Here is a 26,592-nt window from a genome sequence, read left to right as displayed (position 1 = left end):
ATCAAACTGGTCATGACCCTGATAACCATGACCTGCCGCGTTCGTTGGCACAACAAGACAACATTAGACGAGCTAACACACTCAGATCGCGCGTGGATTCTTAGCATGTGGCACAACTGCTCGACCTTTGCGCCATGGGCTATGCGTAATCGCGGCATGACCTGCATGGTTAGCGCTAGTCGCGACGGAGAATATGTAGCACGCCTAGGGGCACTATTTGGCAACAAGACAGTAAGAGGTTCAAGTTCCAAAGGATCTTCTTCAGCAACGCGCGCCGTATTAAAGCTATTAAAAAGCGGAAATGCCGTTGCGTTGACACCTGACGGTCCGCGAGGACCAAAATATCAGGTTCAACATGGCGTACTGTGGTTGGCAGCTGTCGGTCGGGCACCGATCGTGCCATTTCATATCGAAGCAAGCCGGCAATGGGTTTTGAATAGCTGGGACAACCACCGCTTTCCAAAACCGTTCTCGACTATCCATATTGGCATCGGTACGCCAACCTATATTGATCGCGCGCAATTCAAACAACACCCTGAACAAGTAGCTGAGCTGGTTCAGTCGGCCATGATGGAAAATGTAAACAAACTGAAACGCGCTGCAAACAGCTAATCCAAATGGTCGTATCCGACCAAAGCAATAATTAGTAAGGCGCTAACCGCGGGTCAATTAACTTTCTTTTTTTACCGAGTAGACCATCGGGCGTACGCCCACATGCTGCAGTTTATTTTTCGCCGTTTTAGCCTTCCGCCGATCCTCATACGGGCCAAGGCGCACCCGATAGAATGTGCCGGTTTCAACAGATGTTCGTGCTTGAGTAATCGATTTAAACCCTTTTAACGCTAACCGTGCGCGCAATTTTTCAGCATCGGCCTGCTGCCGAAACGATGCCGCCTGCACGTAATAGACCAGACTGTCGTCTTTACGCGACGGCGCGGCTTCCGGTAAGTCATCGGGCATTACCTGTTCGATATCAGGTAATACCAAATAAAAATCAAATTCTTTCTCAGTGCTCTTCTCTTCGATCAACTCAGCAATGGCTTCATCATCATCAATCGGCTCGGAACCAATATTATCGATAAGCGCTCGCAAACCAGAGCCTAATCCGTCGCCGTCATGTTGCGCACCGGCAATTAGCTTACCCAAAATAATGCCTGTCACCAGCACCACGAGCAGCAAACCCCAAGGAATACTGCCTGCTCGACGGTTTTTTTTAGACTTGGCCGGCGGTTTCTTTTTAATTCGACGTGCTTGCGCCATTTTCACTCACCTAATTCGTTAGTAGCGCTAGAATCACATTGATTCCGGGGCACCGACGCCGATGATATTCAAACCATTTTTGAGCACTTGTCGGGTCGCCGAACTCAATGCCAGCATCGCTGAGCGTGGCGCTGGATCAGCGTCCAAAATCTTACAAGCGTTGTAGTACGCATGAAACGCTGTGGCAAGTTCACGCAAGTAGTAACTCACCTGATGTGGCTCATAATTTGCAGCGGCACTTTGGATTACTTCAGGAAAGCGTTCAATTAAAGTGAGTAGTGCAATCTCATGCTCACTGCTTAATAGACTAAAATCAGCGTTATCTAGCTGGTCACAGACAATCTCACGTTGCTTAGCAGTTTCAAAAATTCGACAAATTCGAGCATGTGCATACTGCACATAATACATTGGGTTCTCGTTGCTTTGCGACTTGGCTAAATCTAGATCGAAATCCATGTGTTGCTCAGACTTACGCTGCGCATAAAAGAAGCGAGCCGCATCCGACCCAATCTCGGTTTGCAAATCACTTAGCGTAACGAATTTTCCACTACGCGTGGACATTGGCACTTTCTCTTCACCGCGATACAACACGGCAAATTGCACCAACAGTACTTTCAGCTTTTCTGGGTCGAGATTCATCGCCTGCAAGGCGGCCTTAACACGAGGTATGTAACCATGGTGATCGGAGCCCCACACATTAATCGCCAAATCAAAGCCGCGTGCTAGCTTGTCAGCGTGGTAAGCAATGTCAGAGGCAAAGTAAGTTGGCTGACCATTTTCACGTACCACCACACGATCTTTCTCATCGCCATAGGCCGTGGTTCGAAACCATAGCGCACCACCTTTTTCATAGATGTCGCCGGACTCCTGTAACTGCTCTATCGCGGCCTGAATCTTGCCGTCGGTGAACAAAGAGCGCTCTGAAAACCAGGTGTCGTAGTCCACTCCGAAGCGACTCAGATCATCGCGGATATCGGCTAAAATTGTGTCCAACGCCAAATTGAAGAAAATCGCAAAACCGGCTTCGCCCAATTGCCTCTTAGCAAGTTCAATCGTGGCGTCTAAGGCGGCTTCCAAGTCCAAATCGGCCCGTGCCGACTCGATATCGTCGGCCGCTAAGCAGTATTTACTCGCGTGCTGTTGCGCTAACTGTTGCCCCATCTCTGCTACATAGTCACCTTGGTAACCATTTTCTGGCAGCGCGACTTCTACGCCGCTGGCTTGTAAGTAGCGAATCCAAACGCTAACCGCCAAGATATCCATTTGCCGACCCGCATCATTAACATAATACTCTCGTTCGACCGAGTGACCGGCGGCAGTCAATACGCGTGCAAGCGCATCACCGTACGCCGCTCCACGACCATGGCCCACATGTAGAGGGCCAGTCGGGTTCGCCGAGACAAATTCCACCATAATCCGCTGACCAGAATCAGCAGCTGCCAGTCCGTAGCGATCCGCTGCGGCAAAAACTTTGTCTAGCACGGCATAGCGAACATCTGAGGCAAGAAACACATTAATAAATCCCGGCCCGGCAATATCCACTTGCGTAATCAATGGGTCGCTCGGCAATGCGGCAACTATCAGCTCTGCTAATTCTCGCGGGTTTCGTTTAGCCGGTTTGGCTAAGGTCATGGCAACATTAGTCGCAAAGTCACCATGCTCACGTTGCCGGGTTCGCTCAAACTGCAAATTTACTGCATGCTCAGCCGGAATTACCTCATCATGTTTGAGTTGATCAAGGGCTTGGGCAAACAATGCTTGTAATTGGTCTTTCACGGGGTTCTCTCAATCGGCCATATGCCGTTAGTAGCGGGCCTGGAATTTCTGGAGCTGGATTTTAGCGCGTTATTTCCAGATAAAATAGACTTCTTGAGCAAGGAATCAGGCTACACGTCGGTGATGCCACCAAAAGTGCAGACCTTGCGCGTTTAGTTCGGCATCCAGCTTGACCCAATGCCGAACCACGGCCTCATCAAGACCCGCTACTTGATTCATGCAGCGTTGTACTAAATAGTCTTTTAGTGAGTCAGCCAATGCATGCTCAAAGTCGTCTCCGGCATCCGCAGCTTGCTGCGTCAACATAACGTAATCATCGATCTGCTCATGCAAACCGGCTATCTGCGCAGACGTCGGTTGTATCGCGCCATAGTGCGTCAGATACAGTGTTTCTGGCTGGAGGCTCATCACCTTATCGATGGAACTGTGTAGCGCCTGCGGGTCGAATTGAACAGGCGTGGTAGTTGGCATAAGAAACGACTGCTCGCCATTGCGAAGAGCCCGATACGCAATACCCAAGGTATCGCCGGTAAACACACTGTTTGTCTGAGTGTCTAAAATACAATGATGATGACTGGCATGCCCTGGGGTATCAAAAAACCGTAATTCGCGACCGGCAAAATCGAGCGCATCGCCATCCTGGGGTTGTAAAATGCGGTCTGCGTCGATAGGCACAATAGTGCCATATAGCGCATTGAACTCCGACTCGCCGTACACCGCACTCGCGCCTGCGATCAGTTTACTGGGGTCTACCATATGTCGGGCACCGCGTGGATGCACCACCAGTGTGGCATTGTCACATAAACGCATAAGCTCGCCAGCACCGCCGGCATGATCCAAATGAATATGCGTCAAAATAATTAGATCAACTGCCTCAACGCCGAGTCCAAGCTCCGACAATTTGGCAACCACATGAGGCACTGAAAACACCGTGCCAGTGTCGACGATGGCCACTCGATTATTCGACAACAACAGGTGAATCGAGGCGAGCTCAGGCTCGTGATATAACGCGTCTAATGTAATGATGTCAGAGTTTGGCTGATAATTAGGCATTCGATCTCAGTGCGGTGTTTTGATTAGTTATAACGAGATTAGTTGTAAGCTAATGCAGCGTCGAGGCTTGTTGTGAAAGTGTAACATTTGAAATCCAATTATTAATGCATGGCATTTCACGTAAAAATTGAAAATTATTAAGCATGTTTCTAAATCATTAAATGTGACAATGGCCGGCAGCCGCTCTGATAAGCTTTGCGCAACTCACACCGGCTTAGATTAGTGGACAAATGCAAGCAATAAATTTAGGCTGTGAACTGCTAAACACCCGATTAATTCACCAAGGAGAAGCCTTATGAACAACAACAAAAAGACCGCCACCACCGCCGCATCAATCTTGGCCGCCGCCCTAATGTCGAACGCATCTCTCGCGCACGCCGGCAAAGAGGGTTATGAAAAGTGCCAAGGCGTTGCCAAAACCGGCATGAATGACTGTGGCGCTAATGGCCACGGTTGCGCGGGCTTGGCTGCAACAGACGGGGATGCAAATGAATGGATTTATCTACCCAAAGGCACTTGTGCGAAAATCGTAGGCGGCGTGGTAAAAGCACCAAAACCGAAAGAGAAATCAGACTCTTAGTTCCAAACCGCACGCACGGCATGAAATCGGGTTTAGGGATTCGCTCCGAGCTTTTCCAACAAGTCGCTCACACTAAACCTGATTTCGGATTCTTAGAAGCCCACTCGGAAAATTACTTCGGCGCCTCATTGTTGCGCGCCAAGCTACTAGACTTGCGTGAACAGTATCCTATCTCGTTGCACGGGGTTGGTCTGTCGCTCGGTCGCGCGGACAAGCTGAGTGTGGCGCACCTAAATGCATTAAAGTCTTTGGTTGACGATATTCAGCCAACATTCGTGTCAGAACATTTAGCATGGAGTGCTTACCAGCACCACCATGTTCCGGATTTACTACCGCTGCCATTGACCCCAGAGTCACTCACCATAATGTGTGAGCATATCGATCAAATGCAATCGTTTTTAGGTCGGCAAATACTTATTGAAAACCCATCTAATTACTTACTGTTCGATCAACTGCAGATACCCGAAGCCGACTTCCTAAACCACCTGGCTAGCACCACCGGTTGCGGCTTATTGGTGGATATTAACAACGTGTATGTTAGTGCTCAAAACCTAGATCGCGACCCGATGAAGTTTATTAACGACTTATCTAGTGCGGCGATCCATCAGTATCACTTAGCCGGTCACACACCGGTGGTGTATCAAACCGAAGCGGGGCAAGAAGAGTTACTAATCGACACTCACAATCAACCAGTATCTGCCGCTGCCTGGGGTCTCTTTGAAAAAACCCTAGCGCGACATGGGAGTCGGCCCACACTGATTGAATGGGACTCAGACTTCCCAGCCTTCGACGTTTTACTGAATGAATGCGAACAAGCCAACCAGCGACTTGCCAATGCATCGCCAATTGTAAAAACCCAGTCCGCCACACACCAACATAGTGGTAGTGGCGCCAACAACTTGCCGCTAGCGCAGCAACAGCAGCAATTTCTGAACAATATTCTCGGCAGCGAATCCGATCTCGCAGAAATTCAAGCGGCGCATCAATCGCGCATTCGCATTTACCGGAACAACGTAAGCGGTGCATTGCACCGCTATTTAGCTGATATCTACCCGGCCACAGAAGGCGTAGTTGGCCACGACTATTTTCGTCAAATAGTGCAGCTCGCGACTCAATCAACACCGCCGACCGACGGGAATATTCATAATTACGGCGGTGATCTGGCCACCGTTTTGGATGAATTCGAAGGCCTCGATCAAAAACTACCGTACCTAACTGATCTAATGGCATTTGAGTGGGCCTTACATTCGGTTTACTTCCAAGAGCAATCAACGGAGCTCGACCCCAGCAGCATTAGTCAAGACGCACTCCTGACAGAACCCATCGCCTTTCGCAAAGATGCAAGGATGATGGTATCAGACTACCCCATTTACCAGATCCATCGACAATCACTGCCCGGCTTTGTTGGCGAGGTCTCGATAAGACTCGATCAAAGCCAAGACGCGCTGTTGATCTACAAGCAAAACCATGCGGTTGAATCTTGGCTACTCGACAGCGCCAGCACTGTTTTATTGACCGCGATTCAGGATTCCAACAGCTTGTTGCAAGCAATCAGCGCGGTTGAGGGCGTGATACCGCCAACGCAACTGTCATCGGCCTTGGCGCAAATATTGGAACGTCGAATTTTGGTAATTACCTCCGAAGACATGGCTGACTAATCGGCCGCGACAGTAGCGTCGAACGCACAGTTTGCTATGCTTCACACATGGCTGAGAACACTATAATTGTCGGACGGTATGCACCTAGCCCCACGGGCACACTGCACTTAGGTAATTTGCGTACCGCGATTCTTGCTTGGCTGCATGCTCGACTACAACACGGCGTGTTCTATTTGAGAATGGAAGACTTAGATACCCCTCGAACGGTAGCGGGGAGCGCAGCGGCAATTGTTAGCGATCTACAATGGCTGGGACTCGATTGGGATTCAGACATAATCTATCAATCGCAACGCGACACCCTGTATGACTCCGCCCTAGCCACGCTCAAACAGCAAGGCCTCATCTACCCCTGCTTCTGTTCGCGCAAAGATATACAACAGGCCGCCAGCGCACCGCATGTCACTGCTGGCGTCTACCCTGGTACATGCGCCAATTTGACTCGGGATGAAATCCAACAACGACAAAAGAGCAAAACACCGGCTTACCGCGTCCGAGTAAAGGCGTCACTGCAAGATTCAGTTGGCGATTTTGTAGTAAAACGGGCAGACGGGCTTTTCGCCTATCAATTAGCTGTAGTTGTCGATGATTTAGCGCAAGGCATTACCCACGTTGTGCGCGGCAACGATTTAGCCGACAGCGCCGAGCGACAGCAGTACTTAGCCAGCCTATTAGCCCCCAATCGGGCTCCTATTACTTATCTTCATGCGCCGCTAATGTTGGATTCCGACGGTAACAAGCTCGCTAAGCGTGATGGCTCGGATTCCTTAGATACGATACGAGAGCAAAATATTACGGCGGCCGAGTTGATCGGACAACTCATGTTCGAGCTCAAACTAATTAACTCGCCGACTGCAATCAGCCTCGACACCTTACGTAGCAAAGTATCGATAGCGGCCTTAACCGCTCAATTAACATGAGCGGCGACCAAGACCGCCCAGTTATCCATGATTGCCTTAGTGGAAACGTCCGCCAAGTTTCCGCGCTTAGTGGTGGCGATACTCATCGTTGCTACCGCGTAGAGTTATTTGACGGCGGCAGTGTATTTGCAAAGCTTAATAGTGCGAACAGAGCGGATACACTAGCAACCGAAGCCGAGTCATTGCTCACCTTGCGTGCTGTTGGAGCAGATTGGTACCCCCAGGTACTGGCACAACACCAGTCAGCGCAAGGTTCAGCGTTAATACTAGACTATCGAGAACTCACTGAAATTACGCCAAAAACATCAGCCGAATTAGGCTGCTTGTTAGCACGTCAACACCGCTTAACTAGTCCTGAATTCGGATGGTCGCACGATAACCACATAGGCTTATCACCTCAGATCAACGGCTGGAGCAGCTCATGGTTGGACTTCTATCGAGAAAAACGCCTAGTACCACAACTGCAGCAAGCGATACAAAATGACCTCGATTCCGAATTGCTCCGGCGCATTGAACATCGAATATTTCATCTGGACGAAATTTTGGATTATTCTAAGTTGCAGCCTGCGTTACTTCATGGCGATCTGTGGACCGGAAATGTCGGGTTTGACGTTTTGCATAACCAAGCCTTTTTGTTTGACCCAGCTCCCTACTATGGAGACCCAGAGGCCGACCTCGCAATGACATATTTATTTGGTGGTTTTTGCCCAGAATTTTATGCTGCATACCACGAGTTGGTGCCATTAAGACACGGCAACGAGGAACGCCGAGCGATTTACAAGCTATACCATGCTTTAAACCACTTTAATCTGTTTGGCCGCATATATACTGGCTTGGTAGCACAGTGTCTGGAATAAGACACGCATTTTAAACTAGTTTAAAATGGTGACGATATTTGCAAATATGCGCTTGACGGCGTTAACTGACAAGCGTACCCTGAAATTGTGTAAATGCATCCAGTGTTCTCGCAAGATTACGTCTGGGTGAATTCCAAGGGGAATCCTACCGGCCCAATTTGACACCATTAGCATCCACCCAACCCGTGCTTCTGGACACATTGTCAATGGAAAGGTCTAAAGTACTTACCCTCCTAGGGAATATCGAATATGCTCAGGCAAGCAACCCAACCCGTGTTTCTTGAGCCTTTCGGAGGGTAACCCTTTTTTTGCACACCGCCCGCTGGAGCTCCCAACCCCTCCAGCGGGTTTTTTATTGCCTATTGCTTTTAGCCCAACCTTCAGCACGGCTCCACATTGCCAGCAACCAGCATTGATTCACAATGCTCCAAAGGTAATGAGCCGCTTTAGCGAAAGCGGTGAACCCAGAGTTAGCTCAGCTATTGAGGCAAGCCTTTAGGCAAACCCAGCTATGTACGCAAAGATAAGCCGGCGCCTTAACAACGAACCTAGCAACACACGAAAGGTCTCGCTAATCTTTGCCATCCAAGAAGTCGGCCCGACTGCGTAATTTTTTACGCGCACGTATTGCATTGAATGGATCATCTGGGTCAACGGTTGGCGCGTTCACGCTCGTCTCTTTTACAGCAGCCGGCGGCTTAGTTTGTTTGGTTAAACGCGATCGCAAACTATGATAGAAAAAATAAGCACCGATGCCAGCCGCAAAAGCCAGCCACTTGTAGACAAAACTTAGACCACTACCCGACTTATCTTCCTTTAGTACAGTGTGAGTCAAGAAATCAGAATGAATACTGCTAACCAGAAATAGGTACGCAAACAGCAAAAATGTCGACACAATAATGTGTTTGTACTGCTTCCAAATAAGCGTAACGAACGCAATTCTAAAAACCTGTTTAAAAATCATGACAATGCCTCCCAGCCTACCCGAACAGGTTGAGACCTAGCAGTGCTAATACCGCCAATAGACCTTTGTCGCGAATCGAATGCCTGATTTTATCTTCTTCTTCACGTACCACTACTTCAAGGTCTTCAACGCTCATTTTACGCGGATCATTGCCCGCCACAATAATTCTGGTGCGTGCACGATCAATCGCCTTTTCGCGAATATAACCACGATACTTAGAGGGTACATTGCTAATAGACCTAATCGGATTCATGTGTTTTACCGTGACAGCATTTTTCATTTTGTATTGGAGTAGTGTAAACCGCACCTTGTTGAAAGCATAAAAACTTGCTAGAAACCTTGATTATGACCTAACGATGCTTATTAAGTGTAGGTGGCAGCGGCTAACTTTGTTAGAATTCGGCGCCTAGACTTTATATTCATTTGCGTCCGAATCTCGGAATTGCAAGACTTCGTAATTATGAGCTCATCAGCAGATCGTACCGCCAACATCGTCCGCAATACCAGCGAAACTAAGATCGCGGTAAAACTAAACCTAGATGGCTCGGGTAAAACCCGCTTCGCTACAGGCGTGCCTTTTCTCGAGCATATGATGGATCAAATCGGTCGCCATGGCTTGATCGACCTCGATATCGAATGCGAAGGCGACTTACATATAGACGACCATCACACTGTCGAAGATATCGGCATCACCTTAGGCCAAGCCTTTTACAAGGCGATTGGCGATAAAAAAGGAATTCGGCGATATGGCCACGCTTATGTGCCGTTAGACGAAGCCTTGAGCAGAGTCGTCGTCGACTTCTCTGGCCGCCCAACCTTAATGCATAGCGTAGATTATCGTCGCGCCAGAATTGGCGGCTTCGACGTCGACTTGTTCGATGAGTTCTTCCATGGGTTTGTCAATCATGCTCGCATGACAGTTCACATTGACAGCATCCGAGGCAAAAATGCCCACCATATCGCTGAAACTATTTTCAAAGCATTTGGTCGCGCACTGCGTATGGCACTCGAGTATGACGACCGCTCAGCCGGAGTCATTCCTTCCACCAAAGGCAGCTTGTAACACGTCACCATGCGCATCGCTGTTATAGACCTAGGTATTGGCAACTTACGCTCAGTGCGCCAAGCACTGCATGCAGTTGCACCTAACGCACAAATAGATATTACCGATCAGGCATCAATAATCGACGATGCCGACCGTATTGTACTGCCCGGTCAAGGGGCTATCGGCACTTGGTTTAAATCGTTACACGAAAAGTCACTGGAACTCGCCGTTAAAAAGGCGCTGACAGAGAAGCCGGTGCTCGGTGTCTGCGTTGGCATGCAAGCCATGTTTAGCCATAGCGACGAGCACGGCGGCCAAGCTGGTTTCGACCTATTCGAAGGCCAGGTACGACATTTTTCAAACTTCCATGACGACTCCAAACAAAAACTGAAAATCCCGCAAATGGGCTGGAATCAAGTACAGCAGACCCAGCCGCATGCTTTGTGGCATGGCATTGACGACCAGAGCCATTTCTATTTTGTGCACAGCTACTGCGCCAACCTTGCGCAAAACGCCAACCAAGAGGTGGTGCAAGGTGAGGCCGATTACGGACATCACTTTATTGCTGCAGTAGGGCGTGACAACATTTTCGCCGTACAGTTTCACCCTGAAAAAAGCCATAACGACGGACTGCGACTCTTAAAGAACTTCACTCTGTGGAACCCGACACACCGCGAGCACTAACTCATGCTACTTATTCCAGCAATTGATATAAAAGAAGGTAAATGCGTCCGTTTACGCCAAGGCTTAATGAAAGACTCAACCGTTTTCAGCGATAGCCCGCTGGCGATGGCAGATAAATGGGTCGAGCTAGGTGCGAAACGCATCCATTTAGTCGATCTCGATGGAGCATTTGCCGGCGCACCAAGCAACGCAAAAGTAATCAACGAAATCGCCAAGAAATACCCCAATGTGCCGATCCAAATTGGTGGCGGCATTCGTGACGAAGCAACCATCCAAGCCTATTTGGATGTTGGTGTGCAATACGTGATTATTGGCACACTAGCCGCTAAAGAACCTGAGTTCATTAGTCGAATTGCACCACAGTTCGGTCCTCACTTAATCATCGGCCTAGATGCAAAAGATGGCATGGTGGCGGTTGATGGATGGGCAACGTTAACCGAGCACCATGTGATTGACCTCGCTAAACGATTCGAGAACGACGGCGTACAAGCCATCATCTACACCGACATCGCGCGTGACGGAATGATGCAAGGCGTCAACTTGGAAGCAACCAAAGCCTTAGCTGAGGCCGTTAACATTCCAATTATTGCTTCGGGTGGCGTCGCTAATATGCAAGACCTTATCGCGCTGCAAGACATCGCCGACAGCGGCATTTCCGGAGTAATCACCGGCCGTGCTATTTATGAAGGCACCTTAGACTTCGCTGAAGGCCAGCGCTACCTCGATCAATTTCAAGATCAATAGCATGTCATTAGCAAAACGTATTATTCCATGTTTAGACGTCGACAACGGACGAGTTGTCAAAGGCGTCAATTTTGTCGGCATTCGAGATGCCGGTGATCCAGTGGAGGTTGCCAAGCGCTATAACCAACAAGGCGCTGACGAAATCACCTTTTTGGACATCACCGCGACCTCCGACAACCGTGACACCTTGCTGCACGTGGTCGAAGAAGTCGCCAACGAAGTATTTATTCCGCTAACCGTTGGTGGTGGCGTTCGAGAGTTGAACGACGTTAACCGCCTGCTTAATGCTGGTGCTGACAAAATTTCGGTGAATAGCACCGCGGTATTTAACCCGGACTTCGTAAAACAAGCCAGTCAGCATTTCGGATCACAATGCATTGTGGTCGCAATCGACGCCAAACAAACGCGCTGGCAAAGTCGCGGCGATACCGCCGATCGATGGGAGATATTTACCCACGGTGGCCGGCGCGAAACGGGCATCGACGCAGTAGAATGGTCGATCAAAATGGCTGACTACGGGGCCGGTGAAATATTGCTCACCAGCATGGACGGTGACGGCACTAAAGCGGGCTACGACCTCGCGCTAACCCGCGCCGTGTCAGAAAGCACACCAATACCAGTGATTGCTTCCGGTGGTGTGGGATCACTAGAGCACTTAGTCGACGGCGTTCTAAAAGGCAAAGCTGATGCCGTACTAGCAGCTAGTATTTTCCATTTCAGTGAATACACCATCGAAGAAGCCAAGCTCGCAATGCGCGAGGCCGGCATCGACGTACGACTTTAATTCACAACCATTAGCAGATTACAGAAATGAGTAATTGGTTAAAAGAAATTAAGTGGAACGAGCAAGGCTTAGTGCCCGCCATTGCTCAGGAAGCCGGAACCGGCATCAACTTGATGGTAGCCTGGATGAATGAGGAGGCCTTGCGTGAGACCGTCGCCTCCGGATTTGCCGTATACTTCTCTCGCTCACGTCAGCGTCTATGGCGCAAAGGTGAAGAATCTGGTCACCAACAGCATGTCAAAGAGGTTCGGCTCGATTGTGACGCCGATGTTATTTTGCTCACTGTGGAGCAACAAGGCGGAATTGCTTGTCATACAGGCCGACATAGTTGTTTTTATCGGGTATATAATGAGGGCGAATGGCAGGCCGTCGATGCGGTCCTAAAGGACCCCTCCGACATTTACACTTAGTTTTTTATGGCTTCCTTTTTATGGCTTCTATGACATCTAACGATACGCTGGCTCAAATTCATGCGATTCTGCATGAAAGATTAGACGCTGACCCAACATCGTCATACGTCGCTTCGCTGTATACTAAGGGTTTAGATGCTATCCTTAAAAAAATCGGGGAAGAAGCAACCGAAACTGTCATGGCCGCTAAAGATGGTGATACCGACAAAATTGTTTATGAGGTTGCCGACCTATGGTTTCACACCATGGTGCTGCTTGCACAGCAAGGTTTGGAACCCAAGCAAGTGATCGACGAACTGGCACGCCGGATGGGCACCAGCGGAATAACAGAAAAGAACTCGCGTAGCGAGAGCTAATTTAAACTGTCTCGTGCATTGTGCGAGACCGACCTAGAGGAATACAAAATGGGTATCGGTGGAATTTCAATTTGGCAACTTTTGATTGTCTTGGTGATCGTAGCGCTTATTTTCGGCACTAAAAAGTTACGCGGTGTTGGTAGCGATTTAGGCGGCGCAGTCAAAGGCTTTAAAAAAGCTATTAACGACGATCAAAAGGAAAACGACGACGTTGTCGAAGAAGCTGAAAAAGCTGAAACTGAGAGCAAGTAAGCAACTCGCATGTTAGATATCGGCTTTTTTGAATTACTTGTAGTTGGCTTTGTTCTCATCGTCGTGATGGGGCCAGAGCGACTACCTGAAGTCGCAAAAAAGGCCGCATTTTTCATTCGCAAAGCACGCCAAGGCATGTATCGCCTGCGCAATGAAATGCAATCTGAGATCGAAGGCACACCGTTCGGCGATCTCGAAAAGGCCAAACAAGAAATGGCCGACTTTAAGAATGATATAAAACAATTTGGTCGCGATCTGGCCGATTCAGCCGATACCAAAATTGATGTAGAAAAACCGTCGTCAGAGCAAGACAAAACCGGCGATAGCTAACGACTAAGCCGCATTACCAATGCGCTCGGCTTCCAGCGACCAACACGGCATACTGATCCTCAACACGAGAAGCTAGCCTCTCGCGGACACAACATCATGAGTGAACAACTAGAACAGCAAAAGGAGACATTCGTATCGCACTTAGTCGAGCTGCGTAACCGTTTGCTGTGGGCGAGCGGGGCAGTGTTAGTGGTATTCGTTTGCCTCGTACCATTCGCCAGCGAGCTATATCACTGGTTTGCCGAACCGCTACTCAGAAGCTTACCCGAAGGCGGCAACATGATCGCCATCGACCCACACGGCACGTTCTTCATACCATTCAAGTTAGCGTTTGCTTGTGCGTTTGCTATTTCAGTACCGTGGGTTTTATACCAGATCTGGGCGTTTGTGGCTCCGGGCCTGTATAAAAACGAGAAACGCATTGTGGTACCTCTAATCGTCTCGTCCACATTATTATTTTACCTTGGCGTGCTGTTCGCCTACTACGTAGTATTCCCGCTGATTTTCGATTTTTTCGCTAAGATGACACCCGAAGGTGTCGCGCTCACGCCGGATATCGGCTCTTACATGAGCTTTGCATTAAGTCTGTTCTTCGCATTCGGAATCGCGTTCGAAGTTCCAGTCGCTATTGTTCTGCTTTCGCGCATGGGCGTAATCTCTGCCGAAGGCATTGCTAAACAGCGCCCATATTTCATTTTAGGCGCGTTCGTGATCGGCATGTTAATGACGCCGCCGGACCCCTTTTCACAAGTAATGTTAGCGGTCCCAGTCTGCCTGTTGTTTGAAATCGGCTTATTCTTTGCACGTCGCCTAGAGAAAAACCGCGCTACCACAACACAAGAAGAAACCTGATGGAGTTAATCAATTGACTGCAAAAATCATAGACGGCAAAAAGATTGCCGAAGAAATTCGCCAAGAAGCCAAGCTTGAAGTCGCGGAGCTAGTCAAACAAGGCATTCAGCCATGCTTGGTAGTGATCTTGGTCGGTGAAAACCCAGCATCAAAAGCCTACGTAGGCAGCAAGGTACGCGCCTGCCAAGAAACTGGCATAAAGTCACTCAAAATCGAAATGGCAAGCAATGCGAGCGAGGCTGAATTGATGGACGAAATTGATCGACTCAATGCCGATGACACCGTACATGGCATCCTGGTGCAATTACCGCTGCCGCACCACATGGACGAAGAACGCGTAACAGAACGCATCAGTCCAGCCAAAGATGTCGATGGTTTTCATCCTGAAAATGTCGGCAAGTTGAGTATTGGAATCGACTGTTTGACGCCTTGCACGCCATCTGGCATTCCCGAACTAATTACCCGTAGCGGAATTAGCATGTCCGGCAAACATGCAGTGGTTATCGGCAGAAGCAATATTGTTGGCAAACCGATGATGAACATTTTGGTACAAAAAGGCGCAAAAGCTAATTGCACGGTAACTTGCTGCCATAGCGGCACCGATCATTTAGCCAATTATACTCGCCAAGCCGATATTTTAATCGCGGCGATCGGCGTTCCAGAATTCGTAACATCAGAAATGGTCAAAGAAGGCGCTACCGTTATTGACGTCGGTATAAATCGCGTTGAAGACCCAGCCCATTCGCGCGGCTACCGATTGGTTGGTGATGTGGACTTCGACGATGTTAAAGACACCGCTGGAGCCATCACGCCAGTGCCCGGAGGAGTCGGCCCAATGACTGTTGCTATGCTGATGAAAAACACCGCTAAAGCGGCTCGTTTAATCCATAATCATTAGCCCACACTAGCTGTTTGGCGAGGCTCTTCATTAAGAGCCTCTCTAACTCAGCGATTCAAGCTTACTGCGCAGGCTCGCTTAGGATGTCAGCAAGCACGCTAAGCAGCTGTTGCATTTCGGTGTCGGTGCCAATAGAAATCCGCAAAAAATCACTCAGTCGTTCTTTATCAAAGTACCGCACCACAATGCCTCGTTCACGCAACTTCATGAACAAAGCGCCAGCATCGGATGTTTGATGCGCAGCAAACACAAAGTTAGCTGACGATGGCAATACCGTAAAGCCGAGCTTCTGCAAGCCAACCGTGGTGCGCTCACGAGTATCGATCACTTTCTGACGACTCTGCTCAAAATAGTCAACATCCAAAAAAGCCGCCTGCGCTCCCGCCAAGGCTAAAGCATCCAATGTGTATGGATGAAAGCTATTCTTGATGCGCTCTAAGCCTTCTATCAGCTCAGGGTTTGCCAAAGCAAATCCAACCCGTAAACCCGCTAAACCGCGCGACTTCGACAAAGTTTGAGTAACCACCAGATTCGGGTAATCAACAATGAGGCTCACGGCGCTCTCACCGCCGAAATCGACATACGCCTCATCTACTACTATGACCGACGATGAATGCCGCTCAAGCAATGTCTTTATATCCGCAAGCGGAACTGCAATACCGGTTGGCGCGTTTGGATTAGCGAAGATTATGCCGCCATTGTCCGCACTATAATCATCAATGTTTAAGCTAAAATCGTCACGCAGTGCAACCTGTTGATACGCAATATCGAAGAGCGCACAATAGACAGGGTAAAAGCTATAGGTGATATCCGGAAACAATAACGGTCGATCCTGCTTGAGCAAGCCACGAAAGACGTGCGCAAGCACTTCATCAGAGCTATTTCCAACAAACACACTATCGACCGAAAGCCCAAAGTGGTTCGCAATAGTTTGCTTCAACTCGCCAGCATTAGGATCTGGGTATTTACGCAACCCATCATGGTTGGCAGCCGCAATCGCCTCAATTACTTTAGGCGACGGCCCATACGGATTCTCATTAGTATTGAGTTTAACTAGGTTGTCGATTTTCGGTTGCTCGCCCGGCGTATAGGGTGTCAACTGGTGCACAATGTCTGACCAAAAACGGCTCATATTCAATCGTAAGGTTGGTAATAAAGCAATAGGTTACGATCATTCAGCCTGCGTTAATACTTGCATAGCTATAGTGATCTCGTACGGTGAGTTTATCATCGTGTTTGATGTAAAAGGCGCAATATAAACTGCTAAACTGTTCGTTTACACTAGCAACAACTGACATAACTGATACCCACACGGGGGTTTTATGAAAAATTTATGGAATAATTCTCTGATTGGCTTAGGCATCGCGTTTGCGCTGCTAGGCCTCTCCACAACCGCCACAGCGCAAAGCAACTATGGCGCACAGAATGCCTTCGTTACTGTTTACGAAGACTGTAATTTTAACGGCACAGCCAGAAACGTACCCATCGGCGAATACCGCAGCCTTAAGACCATTCGCTTTGCTAACGACCGCATGTCGTCGATCAAAGTACCGCCAGGCCTAACTGTAGTGATTTACGAAGACGACAATTACGGTGGTGCTTATGCCACTATAGATCGCGATATAACGTGTTTTGATCGCCAATGGGACAATACTGTCAGCTCACTGCGAGTGTTAGCCGATAACAACAATAACCGCGGAGATCGAAACGACCGTCGACGCGACAATCAGCAACGCAATAATCAACCACGTAACGACACTGTTACCACAAGCAACGAACCAAGCCGAAGAATTCAAAGCGAATGTTTTACCTTTAAGGCTTATACCAACGGTGGTAACGGCAGCTTACGCTTCCACGGCAAGGGCGATCTATATCGATTTGACCGTAAAGCCGCTAGCTCACGAATCTGCCATAACGGTAGCTTGACAATGGAAATCGGCAAAACCGAGCGCGCAACAAACGTTATTGTAGAGCTTGACGGCAAACGCTATCGCTTCGCGTCAAATGAACAGCAAGATGAGTTAAAGAACAGCTGGTATCGAAAATATGTTCGCCTAAGTGTTGGCCGATAAACATAGCTAAGATTTCCAAGCAGAACAGGCCGCGGCGTAACAACGTCGCGGCTTTTTTTTCATCTCAGCTATTTTCGTGCACCCAGGACTCTATTCTAAGCCCCTGTACGCGCTCAAATTCCTTTGTGTTGTTGGTTACTAGGATAAACCCTCGACTGCGCGCATGCGCGGCAATCATGATGTCGTAAGCCCCAATCATTTGATCTTTGAGCTCAGCCTTTAGCTGGGCAAATTGTTTGGCGGCTTCTTCATCGTAATCCAGCACATGCAATCGGCTCGCAAACCCATCCACGATTTCTATGTTCTTAGGCGGATTGCTTGAGTTCTCGGCGCCAAACAGAAGCTCACCTAGGGTTACCGTCGAAATGGCCATCGCTCCAGCATGGACATTAAACATGCGCCGAACCTCATGTGGTTTGCGTTTGATGGTGTAAATCGACATGTCCGTGTCGAGTAAGTATTTAATCATCAAACGCTTCTCTCGTTTGCATCGCGGACTGTTTACGATCGGCCATGAAATCATCGGTCACGGCAACTGCATCAAACCATGAGTCCCAGCTCTGATTGACCGGTGCAACAACACGGGTAACACCAACGGTTGTAATGGATACCTCGCTCACATTAGGCGGGAAGGCAACCGCCTTGGGCAAGCGAACTGCCTGGCTCTTATTAGATTGAAACACTTTGGTTGTCGTCTTCATAGCAACCTCCCCATATAAAGTATATCCCTATTGTATATACATAAAATTAATACGTCCACAAAAACCATATTCCGACTAACGGTGTGACAAACAGGTTTTCATATGAAATACAGAAAGGTATAAATGGGGTAATTATAGGCGACCGTATATACTTCATTGGCTATACTTAATTTAACAAGCTAAGGATACTTTTTAAAGGAAATCATGCCTCGACAAGAACAAGTTATCAGCATATTCATTGCTTCGCCATCTGATGTTTCAAGTGAGCGAGATAAGATCGAAGAAGTGGTTCATGAAATTAACTCAACACATGCTCGCGAGAGAGGGATGCGGTTTGAACTAGTTCGATGGGAAAGTTATACCTATCCAGGTATTGGTGTTGATGCGCAAGATGTAATTAACAATCAACTCCCAGATGATATCGATATATTTATAGGCGTCATGTGGCACAGATTTGGCACACCAACCAAACGATCTAAATCGGGCACGGCAGAAGAGTTTGAGCGTGCTAAAGCAAGGTTTGACGAAGATAGCGAAAGCATCAAAATAATGTTTTATTTTAAAGATGAACCTGTTTCGCCTAGCCAGCTAGACACCAACCAAATGGCTAAAGTAAACGAATTTAGAAATAGTTTAGGTGAAGAAGGGAGTTTTTTCTGGAAATTTAATAGCTTAAATGACTTTGAAAAACATATTCGGCTTCACCTGAATCGCCAGATGCAAGCATGGGGACAAGCAAACCACACCAAACGAAATACTGATGAGGGTACAAATGCACCTCAAACCCAACACACAAATGACGAAGATTCCGCATTCGAAGATGAATTAGGTCTATTTGATTTAGAAGATATAATAGAAGAGCGATTCAAAGAGCTTACAGATATAGCCAATCGAATTGCTGAAGCAACTAGTGAGCTTGCGACCAAAATAACTAGTCAAACAGAAGAGATAGATGCACTACCAAAAGACGATAGCGGAAATGTTGATCGCCAATTAGTACGGAAAAAAATGAACCGTTCCGCCGCGGAAATGAATATTTTTTCTGAAAGAGTGTCTACTGAAGTATCACTGTTTAATAACGCAATGGATGCCGGCATGAATGCATTCATACAATCAATACAACTATTATCTGATTTTGAGTCTGATGATAATTCAATCGAGCGAGCCAAGTCAGCTCTTACAACCGTCACTGATCTTAAACAAAATATGGAAAGTGCAAAGGACGCACAAGTAAAATTTCGTGATTCAATTAGTGCCTTGCCTCGACTGACAGTCATCTTTAATAAAGCAAAACGCCTTTCAATCACAACAGTTGAAAAATTCATCGCTGAGATAGAAAGTGGAAAACGGCTATTAAATGAGGCTGAAAAAAGCTTACGTGAAATAGTTGACCATGAGAAAGCAGAATAATAATTGCGACACAAGAGAACAACTAAGTAACTTCATAGAAGATGAAATCTGTCGTCTGAGTGGGCGTGTGGACATTAAATCCTTAATCATGACCAGAAGACGGCAAAGAGGCACGCCGTTCAGACCCCAAAGCCATGCTGAAGCCCCTTAGAGGTCATTGATGCCGGCGCGACTATGTTGCACTTGAACCCTCGATAGACAGTGGATTCATTCACTAGGATTTTCGGATTATCCTCGAATGGCCAGAGTAGGCGCTGAGCCCCCTGTAATCCCCCCATTTATAACCGAAGTTTTAAGTGGAGAGTTAAGCTGCGTGCTTATCGATAACCCCAAAACGGATCTCTGTACTATCTTTCGCACACTCAAGCTCGTAGTGGCTCTGTAAGTTAAGCCAAAAATCAGGTGTCGTTCCAAACGCACTCGATAGGCGCAGCGCAGTATCACCGGTAATGCCGCGCTGCCCATTAATGATGGCCGTCACTCGATTTGCCGGCACCTCGATGTGCTTAGCCAACTTATTAGCACTGAGCCCCAGAGGCTCTAAAAATTCTTCATACAGAATTTCACCCGGATGAATGGGCTTAATGGTAGTCACAGATTTCGACATTTTCGACATCTCCGTTATTCCAGTTAAAACAAATCCGCCATTGGCGGTTGATACGGATAGAGTGCTGCCCCAAACGATCACCTCTTAATGGCTCAAGACGGTTCCCAGGAGGCACTTCTAAATCACACAGCTCAGTGGCTGCATTCAACATCACAAGCTTTCTAAGCGCGGCTCGCTCAATGTTGGCAAACCGCTTTGAACGCCGACGCTCGAAAAGAAGTTTGGCATCTTTGTTCGCAAAGCTTTTGATCATAGTATAGCTTAATACGCTTTACGTACTGCGTAAAGATTGTTTGCTAATTATTCTTCCATGTATTAAGCACCATCTCTTTTTTCTCACCGCCCATGACCTGCAGATATATCTCGGTCGTCTGAGTGGACGTGTGGCCCATTAAATCCTTAATCATAACCAGTGGCACGCCATTCAACACCATATGAACCCCAAACCCATGCCGGAGCCCTTTAGAGGTCGCTTTCTTGCCGGTAATGCCGGCTGACACCATGTTGCGCTTAACCCACCGATAGACGGTGGATTCATTGACAGGTATTTTAGGATTATCGTCGGACGGCCAGAGTAGGGCGTTCCGGCCTTTTTTCTGCTTGGCGAGTATATCGAACGCCAACACGACCAGGTTCATCACTTCCTCAGGGATCGGAATGGATCTAAACTGGGCTTGCTTAAGATTGCCTTTTTTATCCACACGACGTTTTTTGATGGTGCGCAAGTTGATGATCGACTCGTCGACGTTTACCCGGTCGACGGTAAGCTCACGAAGCTCAGTCGGACGCGCACCGGTATAATGAAGTAGGGTACCGAAGATCACCGCGTTGCGATCGGTGTCTTTACGCACGGCCGCTAAAAAACGTTCGCGCTCATCGGCGTTCAAATAAAGCGGCTCACCGCTTGGTGAAAAAATGCGCATCTCGGGCGCGACAGGGGCATTCATGGGACTAATTATGGCACGCATGGAAAGACTATACAAAGTCGTGCATAAACGTCATAAAAAAGCCCCCAGAAGGGGACCTTCAGGCTACCGCGGCTTAGCCACTGCATGACTATTAAATGGAGTCGTGTGGCAGAAAGTTGCATCTTGCAGCCATTGTCAGATTTTATCGAATCTCTACTTTTGAAGTATCAGGTGAAATTCGAACATTCACAATTTAAATCTGACTTTGAAAGTGTATAGATATCTCTACTAGCGTGATCACTCACATTTTCCAATCTTATTTTTTTTACGTTTAATAGATAATTTCTAGCTAGAATTGATTTTCCTCTAATTCTTCAAGCAGTATCACTTCAGCATCCTCTGCATCCATTGCTTCAGCAGCTGCTTCCATTGCTTCATCCACCATTGCTTCAGCTGCTGCTTCCATTGCTTCATCCATTACTTCAGCTTCAGCTGTTGCTGCTTCCATTGCTACATCCACAGTATCTTCGATCATTATCTCAAGTTCTCGTTGAGCAAAGACTGACATGAGTTTTCCCGCGTTTAGATGGCTTCTGCAATCAGTAAACCATCTGCACTTGTCAGTTATGGCGCTTAAATTCTTACTAAGCTCTGAGTAAATTTGGGCTGAATGTATATCTCCCTCTATCAATGCTTTCTCCCTACTTCGATTTAGATGTCCAGCTAAAAGCGGCTTGTCCAAGAATTTGTCCATATACACATACATCCTCCTCTCAGACCACATATCTCGTCGCTCCATAAGAGCAAGGAGTATGCATCTCTTCGATATGTCAATATCTGAGTATTCGTTTGATGGTGCAACTTTTGTCGCCCATTCAAATATGTCGATGTTCCTAAAACTGTTTGAACCACGATCCTTTAGTTCACTTAATAGTTGACCGCTAGAGACTGATTTATCCCTTAGTAACTTTTCTATTTCTTGCGCTTTACGACTTACGGGTAATTCGGTAATCATCTGGAACAAGTCAGCAGATGTGGTAAAAAAACTGTAGCCCCGCGCGAGGTTCGAAGTGCTCGAACCAATACCTATGACTTTTCCCACCTGATTCAACATTGGGCCGCCACTTTCACCTGCCTGAGTTGCTCGGTTTAATTTGTAATACACTTGGTAGCTAGATGCGAATTTTTCTCGTGTTCGCGCTCCGATATTCCCTGGCCAGGATTCATAGTCTTCACCTGTTAAGGTGATATTGCTACCTGGGTAACCAAGAGTAATAACGGGCTTACCGCTGTCTTCGAGCTTGAAATTAAGATCGAACTCATTTGACCGGCGAAATGCGAGTTCCATGAGGCTCTTGTCTGTGATTTCCAGTATCGCAGCATCGATGGGGGCTACACTATTTTCATGTTGGTCCCTCTCAGAATACCCATGGTTTACTCCCGCAACGAGTATGAACTCAAACCTATCTATAACATCCTTTGATTCAGGTCGGTACCCCCTGATTTTTAAGTTGTTACCATCAACAACGTGGAGTGCGGTCAAAAACAATCCTCTCTCAATGTCTATCAAAAAAGCAGTGCCTGAGCGGAGACGCCCATCTTCGAGATAGACATTGAGTTTCACAACTGACCTGTCGTACTTTGTTCTAGCAGCTCTCTCGGTGATCGGGTTATCTAAGGATACGTTAGTAACATCGCATTGAGCCCCAATGTCAGGAGACACACCCGGCAACTGAGCCAATGCGACGCTACACATAGAACTTAACCCCAAAAAAACCAACCTAATGCTTTTGTGAAGCATGATCTGCTCTGACGGTTGACTATTTGAATGTGATAGTCATCGTTTGAACGTTTGCTTCAGAGTAACTGCCGCTTGCCTCTATGGATAGGAGCTCGATAGAGAAACCTCCAGAGGTCTCATTCTTTACTATAAATTTCTGTTGAATTGATAAGCTACCTAACTCCAATGGCACGCTGGCGTGTGCGCTGGCTTTTGATACACCGTCAGCTGCGGCAATAATCATTTTAGCAATACTATCAGAGATCTCCTCCGCACTGGTTGGAGTGACTCTTGGCACTTTAGGAACCAATGTAATCGTAGTAGTCTGAGAGGCTTCGCTAGTCCATTTTTTCCCGAAAGAAAATATCAAGAATTTAAACTTTGGACCACCATCGCGTTTGACAGCCGTGTTCAAGTTCAGTGTGACGGACTGTAGGTTAGGGAGACTGTCTGCTGCCAATCCTTTTTTTGCAATATCTATTCCGTTCTGAATTTGTTCAACGACGCTGGCTATTTCTATTTCGCTTTCCTGTGCATCACTTGCTTTGGTGCTGGCTGATAACATGATCGCGAAAACTAGTGTACTTAACTTAATGAGATTCATTTCCTGTTCTCCATTTCCAATGATTAAGGCTGATGGCCAAGATGAACAGTGTGAATTCCCATCTTGCCCCCCTTTTTCAGTATACAAATGTCAATTTTCAATTAGTAGGTGCAATATTCAAAAATGATCTAGATCTGTTTCTATTAAGTAGAATAATGTCTAGCAAGAGCGTTTTTGGGTCGTGCCTTCACAACTGGGCGTGGCTCGAACTAAATGGAATTCAAGTGACAGATTGACCCTGACGGACATTCAGGGTGTACTGTTTATATCGTGCGACACATGCTCGCTGGATGGGGCTGCAATGCTATTAGCTAGAAACGTGCATCAGCTAATTTGCCCTAAGGAGACAATTGAGTCTTTAGCCGCACCTTTTGCGTGCGCGTATGAACGCAGTGAATGGCAGTTCTTTTAATCATCCCATCTATATTCAAGATACCAATTCTTTTTTACGTAACGATACGCACTAACATTAGATAAAAGGTCCTCTGGAGGTATGTCCAATGACTCGTACAATGGACTGGGGTTTTCAGGCTTATACATGAAGCCTTTTTCTGAACCGCCAAAAACAAACCCTGATGAGTGACTAATTAACCTGACAGATTCACCACCCCAACTCCGTAGACCTCCGTCTAACTCTAAACGCACAAATATATCTCTATATTCAGCCAATCGGGCCTCAGATATTTTGTTTTTTGGTTGTACCCAGCTCGGATGAACTACACTCATACCGTCCTTTTCAAACATTAAAAGTAAATTTTCGAACTCAGAGAAATTACTCTCTAAATGATTGATCATTTCAGAATCAGTTGGGAATTGTGGTGGCCCAGCAGGAGCACATGCAAGAATTGTGGGAATGAAAAAGAATAGAAATAAATTTCTCACCAAAGACGGTGAACGCCTTACAAACAGGAGCGCGTTTTCTGCGCGTTCGAGGGAACGAAGTGGCTGGCAGTTTTTAAACTTAACTTTTCTTTTCACCTTCAACTACCTTTAGTGATACCTCAACTTCTCCAGAACAGTAATCGTCGAAATTTTGAATTTGAATTATACCAACCTTTAAAGACACCCCAGATAGTTTGCTAAGCGATTCACTAAAAACGTTCTCGATCTCTTGAATCGAGAACGTTTTTAGTATTTTCGCAACATTTACATGATCAAATATATCAGCGAACATATCTCCAAAAACACCATCAGCTGGATCTTCGTTCGCCTTGCTTTCATCTTTTTTAAGCTCTTCCAGAGTCTTAGTTATTAGTAAGTTATGCTCTTCTCTAAATGCGATTACGATCTCGTGCTCTGAGTAATAATCAAGAGTCTTGAGAATGCTTCCAATCGAAGGGTAATATCGCCTTTGCACGTCAATCATTGCCTTGGTCATTGGAAGTGCTAGTTGGGAGTACAGCTTCTCGATCAGGTCAAATGACTCGGACTGTAATGGGTGAATTCCGGGTTTCATGTATTTCTCCTGATAAAGTTGTGGAAACGCGATAGTCGAACAGAAAAAGCCTTTAACTTGTTGTGTATATTTATTGTTGGTTCTCTAACCATTTTTCCTCAAACTCCTTTTTTGCTCGAATTCTCATGTTAGCGCATTCAACCATGTGCTTGTCGGATTTGTAGGAAAGACAATCCTCTGGGGTTTTGAAATACGCTCTCCAAGCTTTTTCCTTATTCTCCCGATTTGCTCGTTTAAGCTCGACTTTTCTTTCTTCTATTTTATTTTGTAAAATCACCGCCTGCCTTTGAGCCTCTATTTTTTCTCTCTGAAGCTTGATGCTATCTCGACCGCTTTGAAGGATGGCTTGGTTTGTTTCAGAGATCATCTCTGTGACCTCCTTAAAAACATAGTGGATATAGGCGATGCGAAACAGAAATATGAGTAAAGCCCCCAAAAAAACACCCAGTGCAACTTTAACAATTGTATCCAATACATCACCAATTCATTTATAACAGCGAGACCCCAAACGGATATAAAGCCGTCCGTAGCCAATTCGCAGAGCAAAACTTCTTTTATTAATCGCCTTTCTTGTGCTTGTGGGGCTTAAGTGACGGTGTATTTCCCGGAGTTTTTTTATTATCGCGTTGCCGCCTATCTGGTTTTCCGGTTGATTTAGCCGTTCTTTTGGGTCCTGGTTTAATTCCCATAATCTTCTCCATTGCTTAGCATTTTCTATACGCTGAAGTACAAACTAATTTGAATATGGCTGCTAAAAGCTAGCCTAAAAGTTCAGAAACTCTCAGAACCGGCTTGCAGTTCACTTTAACAACCGAGTTCTCCAAAGAGTACGAATCTGGTCGAAGAGTCTTTATTGTCTGCACTGATACTTCCTCTCCATAATAGAACACTGGATAATTGTCCTCAAACCTTTTGCCACGTAAATTCTCGCGGGGGATCGTATGAACTCAGTAGCTTCGTCCTTGAAACTATTTTGTTCCAGTATTCGATAGGGATATCAGCGATAACACAACCATCGTACTCAAGTAATAATAAGCCTTGTATCGCCGTTAATACCAGCTTACCTGTTAAGTGCTTAGGAAGGTGGAGCCCGATAGGAGTATCTATACGGAAACGACCATTTTTATCGGTTATAAAAAAAACTCTCCCCGTTTACTGCAGCTAATCAAGTCACTCCATTTCGGTAAGAAGCGCTATTTTCGGGCAACCAATCATTCGCCAAGCAGTCTATTGTTGGCGCCTTACGCTCGGACACAACACTCTCTACGTTAACGAGATTTACAGTAATATCAATTTTCACGCCAATAAGATCTACATGTTCTCTTCTTTTACCGAGTCCAAACATAAACAACCTCCCGCGATATAAACAGATATGAGAAAAGATCCCAATCAGATCAATACTATAAACCACCAGAGCCGTAAAAAAAATCATACGGTGGCAGGACCTGAACCTGCGACCTTTTTTACACATTTATCTATATTTTAATAAAGATAGTGATGTTGATAAGTTGTGTATTTATGAATGATCAAATTAAGAGGGAGACTGTAAACTGAACTGTGTATCTGCTTAACGCAACTTGTTAAGGTAGATACTATGACTAAGAACAAACTCTCTGCTCAGATTGAGCAGCTCC

Annotated in this window: 33 protein-coding genes; 17 read left to right on the top strand and 16 right to left on the bottom strand. The window is 46.8% G+C overall.

Going from position 1 to position 26,592, the window contains the following annotated elements; genetic code table 11:
• The first annotated feature begins 105 nt into the window (after window positions 1-105).
• Window positions 106-612 carry a lysophospholipid acyltransferase family protein gene (locus tag DFR28_RS15505; RefSeq protein WP_170132128.1) on the top strand — a complete coding sequence of 169 codons (507 nt, stop codon included), beginning with the start codon at window positions 106-108 and terminating at the stop codon, window positions 610-612.
• A gap of 57 nt (window positions 613-669) precedes the next feature.
• Here the strand turns inward: DFR28_RS15505 and DFR28_RS15500 are convergent, their stop codons facing one another.
• The 3 genes from DFR28_RS15500 to DFR28_RS15490 form a co-directional block, all read right to left on the bottom strand.
• A complete protein-coding gene (locus tag DFR28_RS15500) occupies window positions 670-1,260 on the bottom strand; it encodes an SPOR domain-containing protein (protein WP_113955299.1) in 591 nt (196 codons plus the stop codon).
• A gap of 33 nt (window positions 1,261-1,293) precedes the next feature.
• Window positions 1,294-3,036, bottom strand: a complete 1,743-nt coding sequence (gene argS, locus DFR28_RS15495) for an arginine--tRNA ligase (protein WP_113955298.1) — start codon at window positions 3,034-3,036, stop codon at window positions 1,294-1,296.
• Between the two features lie 105 nt (window positions 3,037-3,141).
• Window positions 3,142-4,089 (bottom strand): MBL fold metallo-hydrolase, encoded by a 948-nt coding sequence (locus DFR28_RS15490; RefSeq protein ID WP_113955297.1) that lies wholly within the window; start codon window positions 4,087-4,089, stop codon window positions 3,142-3,144.
• Window positions 4,090-4,384: 295 nt separating this feature from the next.
• Here DFR28_RS15490 and DFR28_RS15485 point away from each other — a divergent pair, with 295 nt between their 5' ends.
• From DFR28_RS15485 to DFR28_RS15470, 4 genes are read left to right on the top strand one after another with little or no spacing between them, the layout of a single operon-like run.
• On the top strand, window positions 4,385-4,669 hold the full coding sequence (locus DFR28_RS15485; RefSeq protein ID WP_113955296.1) for a BufA1 family periplasmic bufferin-type metallophore: 285 nt from the start codon (window positions 4,385-4,387) through the stop codon (window positions 4,667-4,669).
• A 20-nt stretch (window positions 4,670-4,689) separates the two neighbouring features.
• The gene (gene bufB / locus DFR28_RS15480) at window positions 4,690-6,327 is read left to right on the top strand and encodes an MNIO family bufferin maturase (protein WP_113955295.1); all 1,638 of its coding nucleotides are present in this window, start codon (window positions 4,690-4,692) and stop codon (window positions 6,325-6,327) included.
• Window positions 6,328-6,374: 47 nt separating this feature from the next.
• Window positions 6,375-7,244 carry a tRNA glutamyl-Q(34) synthetase GluQRS gene (gluQRS, locus tag DFR28_RS15475; RefSeq protein ID WP_113955294.1) on the top strand — a complete coding sequence of 290 codons (870 nt, stop codon included), beginning with the start codon at window positions 6,375-6,377 and terminating at the stop codon, window positions 7,242-7,244.
• Window positions 7,241-8,101 (top strand): fructosamine kinase family protein, encoded by an 861-nt coding sequence (locus tag DFR28_RS15470; RefSeq protein ID WP_113955293.1) that lies wholly within the window; start codon window positions 7,241-7,243, stop codon window positions 8,099-8,101. Before gluQRS ends, DFR28_RS15470 begins: the two co-directional genes overlap by 4 nt.
• 571 nt (window positions 8,102-8,672) lie before the next feature.
• On the opposite strand, the gene DFR28_RS15465 is transcribed toward DFR28_RS15470, so the two are convergent.
• Together DFR28_RS15465 and DFR28_RS15460 are read right to left on the bottom strand one after the other, a co-directional pair.
• Window positions 8,673-9,065, bottom strand: coding sequence for a hypothetical protein (locus DFR28_RS15465; protein WP_113955292.1), 393 nt, complete (start codon window positions 9,063-9,065; stop codon window positions 8,673-8,675).
• A gap of 16 nt (window positions 9,066-9,081) precedes the next feature.
• Window positions 9,082-9,345, bottom strand: coding sequence for a hypothetical protein (locus DFR28_RS15460; RefSeq protein WP_211317020.1), 264 nt, complete (start codon window positions 9,343-9,345; stop codon window positions 9,082-9,084).
• A gap of 180 nt (window positions 9,346-9,525) precedes the next feature.
• Between DFR28_RS15460 and hisB the strand changes: the two genes are divergently transcribed.
• The 10 genes from hisB (at window position 9,526) to folD (ending at window position 15,420) form a co-directional block, all read left to right on the top strand.
• Complete coding sequence (gene hisB, locus DFR28_RS15455; protein WP_113955290.1) at window positions 9,526-10,128, top strand: imidazoleglycerol-phosphate dehydratase HisB; 603 nt, start codon at window positions 9,526-9,528, stop codon at window positions 10,126-10,128.
• A gap of 9 nt (window positions 10,129-10,137) precedes the next feature.
• On the top strand, window positions 10,138-10,794 hold the full coding sequence (gene hisH, locus DFR28_RS15450) for an imidazole glycerol phosphate synthase subunit HisH (RefSeq protein WP_113955289.1): 657 nt from the start codon (window positions 10,138-10,140) through the stop codon (window positions 10,792-10,794).
• A 3-nt stretch (window positions 10,795-10,797) separates the two neighbouring features.
• The gene (gene hisA, locus DFR28_RS15445) at window positions 10,798-11,538 is read left to right on the top strand and encodes a 1-(5-phosphoribosyl)-5-[(5-phosphoribosylamino)methylideneamino]imidazole-4-carboxamide isomerase (RefSeq protein ID WP_113955288.1); all 741 of its coding nucleotides are present in this window, start codon (window positions 10,798-10,800) and stop codon (window positions 11,536-11,538) included.
• Between the two features lies 1 nt (window position 11,539).
• Window positions 11,540-12,322 carry an imidazole glycerol phosphate synthase subunit HisF gene (gene hisF / locus DFR28_RS15440; RefSeq protein ID WP_113955287.1) on the top strand — a complete coding sequence of 261 codons (783 nt, stop codon included), beginning with the start codon at window positions 11,540-11,542 and terminating at the stop codon, window positions 12,320-12,322.
• Between the two features lie 26 nt (window positions 12,323-12,348).
• Window positions 12,349-12,732 (top strand): phosphoribosyl-AMP cyclohydrolase, encoded by a 384-nt coding sequence (gene hisI, locus DFR28_RS15435; RefSeq protein ID WP_113955286.1) that lies wholly within the window; start codon window positions 12,349-12,351, stop codon window positions 12,730-12,732.
• 20 nt (window positions 12,733-12,752) lie between these two features.
• Window positions 12,753-13,088, top strand: a complete 336-nt coding sequence (locus DFR28_RS15430) for a phosphoribosyl-ATP diphosphatase (RefSeq protein ID WP_113955285.1) — start codon at window positions 12,753-12,755, stop codon at window positions 13,086-13,088.
• 48 nt (window positions 13,089-13,136) lie between these two features.
• Window positions 13,137-13,340 (top strand): Sec-independent protein translocase subunit TatA, encoded by a 204-nt coding sequence (tatA, locus tag DFR28_RS15425; protein ID WP_113955284.1) that lies wholly within the window; start codon window positions 13,137-13,139, stop codon window positions 13,338-13,340.
• 9 nt (window positions 13,341-13,349) lie between these two features.
• Window positions 13,350-13,670 (top strand): Sec-independent protein translocase protein TatB, encoded by a 321-nt coding sequence (gene tatB / locus DFR28_RS15420; RefSeq protein ID WP_113955283.1) that lies wholly within the window; start codon window positions 13,350-13,352, stop codon window positions 13,668-13,670.
• A 96-nt stretch (window positions 13,671-13,766) separates the two neighbouring features.
• The gene (gene tatC, locus DFR28_RS15415; RefSeq protein ID WP_113955282.1) at window positions 13,767-14,522 is read left to right on the top strand and encodes a twin-arginine translocase subunit TatC; all 756 of its coding nucleotides are present in this window, start codon (window positions 13,767-13,769) and stop codon (window positions 14,520-14,522) included.
• 13 nt (window positions 14,523-14,535) lie between these two features.
• Entirely contained in the window at window positions 14,536-15,420 is an 885-nt protein-coding gene (folD, locus tag DFR28_RS15410; RefSeq protein WP_113955281.1) for a bifunctional methylenetetrahydrofolate dehydrogenase/methenyltetrahydrofolate cyclohydrolase FolD, read from the top strand.
• 61 nt (window positions 15,421-15,481) lie between these two features.
• Here the strand turns inward: folD and hisC are convergent, their stop codons facing one another.
• A complete protein-coding gene (gene hisC / locus DFR28_RS15405) occupies window positions 15,482-16,552 on the bottom strand; it encodes a histidinol-phosphate transaminase (RefSeq protein WP_113955280.1) in 1,071 nt (356 codons plus the stop codon).
• Between the two features lie 190 nt (window positions 16,553-16,742).
• Between hisC and DFR28_RS15400 the strand changes: the two genes are divergently transcribed.
• Window positions 16,743-17,492, top strand: a complete 750-nt coding sequence (locus tag DFR28_RS15400; protein WP_113955279.1) for a beta/gamma crystallin family protein — start codon at window positions 16,743-16,745, stop codon at window positions 17,490-17,492.
• A 64-nt stretch (window positions 17,493-17,556) separates the two neighbouring features.
• On the opposite strand, the gene vapC is transcribed toward DFR28_RS15400, so the two are convergent.
• Together vapC and vapB are read right to left on the bottom strand one after the other, a co-directional pair.
• A complete protein-coding gene (gene vapC / locus DFR28_RS15395; RefSeq protein ID WP_113955278.1) occupies window positions 17,557-17,961 on the bottom strand; it encodes a type II toxin-antitoxin system tRNA(fMet)-specific endonuclease VapC in 405 nt (134 codons plus the stop codon).
• The gene (vapB, locus tag DFR28_RS15390; RefSeq protein ID WP_113955277.1) at window positions 17,954-18,193 is read right to left on the bottom strand and encodes a type II toxin-antitoxin system VapB family antitoxin; all 240 of its coding nucleotides are present in this window, start codon (window positions 18,191-18,193) and stop codon (window positions 17,954-17,956) included. Before vapB ends, vapC begins: the two co-directional genes overlap by 8 nt.
• Before the next feature lie 204 nt (window positions 18,194-18,397).
• Here vapB and DFR28_RS15385 point away from each other — a divergent pair, with 204 nt between their 5' ends.
• Complete coding sequence (locus tag DFR28_RS15385) at window positions 18,398-19,603, top strand: DUF4062 domain-containing protein (RefSeq protein WP_113955276.1); 1,206 nt, start codon at window positions 18,398-18,400, stop codon at window positions 19,601-19,603.
• Between the two features lie 304 nt (window positions 19,604-19,907).
• On the opposite strand, the gene DFR28_RS15380 is transcribed toward DFR28_RS15385, so the two are convergent.
• From DFR28_RS15380 to DFR28_RS15340, 8 genes are all read right to left on the bottom strand, one after another.
• Complete coding sequence (locus DFR28_RS15380; RefSeq protein ID WP_211317019.1) at window positions 19,908-20,210, bottom strand: HigA family addiction module antitoxin; 303 nt, start codon at window positions 20,208-20,210, stop codon at window positions 19,908-19,910.
• Window positions 20,185-20,463, bottom strand: a complete 279-nt coding sequence (locus DFR28_RS15375; RefSeq protein WP_113955275.1) for a type II toxin-antitoxin system RelE/ParE family toxin — start codon at window positions 20,461-20,463, stop codon at window positions 20,185-20,187. Before DFR28_RS15375 ends, DFR28_RS15380 begins: the two co-directional genes overlap by 26 nt.
• Window positions 20,464-20,506: 43 nt before the next feature.
• On the bottom strand, window positions 20,507-21,157 hold the full coding sequence (locus DFR28_RS15370) for a tyrosine-type recombinase/integrase (RefSeq protein ID WP_170132127.1): 651 nt from the start codon (window positions 21,155-21,157) through the stop codon (window positions 20,507-20,509).
• A 310-nt stretch (window positions 21,158-21,467) separates the two neighbouring features.
• Window positions 21,468-22,841 (bottom strand): S1 family peptidase, encoded by a 1,374-nt coding sequence (locus DFR28_RS15365; protein ID WP_211317018.1) that lies wholly within the window; start codon window positions 22,839-22,841, stop codon window positions 21,468-21,470.
• Between the two features lie 97 nt (window positions 22,842-22,938).
• Window positions 22,939-23,502, bottom strand: a complete 564-nt coding sequence (locus DFR28_RS15360) for a trypco2 family protein (RefSeq protein ID WP_113955272.1) — start codon at window positions 23,500-23,502, stop codon at window positions 22,939-22,941.
• Window positions 23,503-23,910: 408 nt separating this feature from the next.
• Entirely contained in the window at window positions 23,911-24,480 is a 570-nt protein-coding gene (locus tag DFR28_RS15350; protein WP_113955270.1) for a hypothetical protein, read from the bottom strand.
• Window positions 24,464-24,958 (bottom strand): hypothetical protein, encoded by a 495-nt coding sequence (locus tag DFR28_RS15345; RefSeq protein ID WP_113955269.1) that lies wholly within the window; start codon window positions 24,956-24,958, stop codon window positions 24,464-24,466. Before DFR28_RS15345 ends, DFR28_RS15350 begins: the two co-directional genes overlap by 17 nt.
• 70 nt (window positions 24,959-25,028) lie before the next feature.
• Complete coding sequence (locus DFR28_RS15340; RefSeq protein WP_113955268.1) at window positions 25,029-25,430, bottom strand: hypothetical protein; 402 nt, start codon at window positions 25,428-25,430, stop codon at window positions 25,029-25,031.
• Window positions 25,431-26,592 lie beyond the last annotated feature (1,162 nt).

Source organism: Arenicella xantha, assembly GCF_003315245.1.
Lineage (GTDB): Bacteria > Pseudomonadota > Gammaproteobacteria > Arenicellales > Arenicellaceae > Arenicella > Arenicella xantha.
This window is presented reverse-complemented; position numbering and strand designations above follow the sequence as displayed.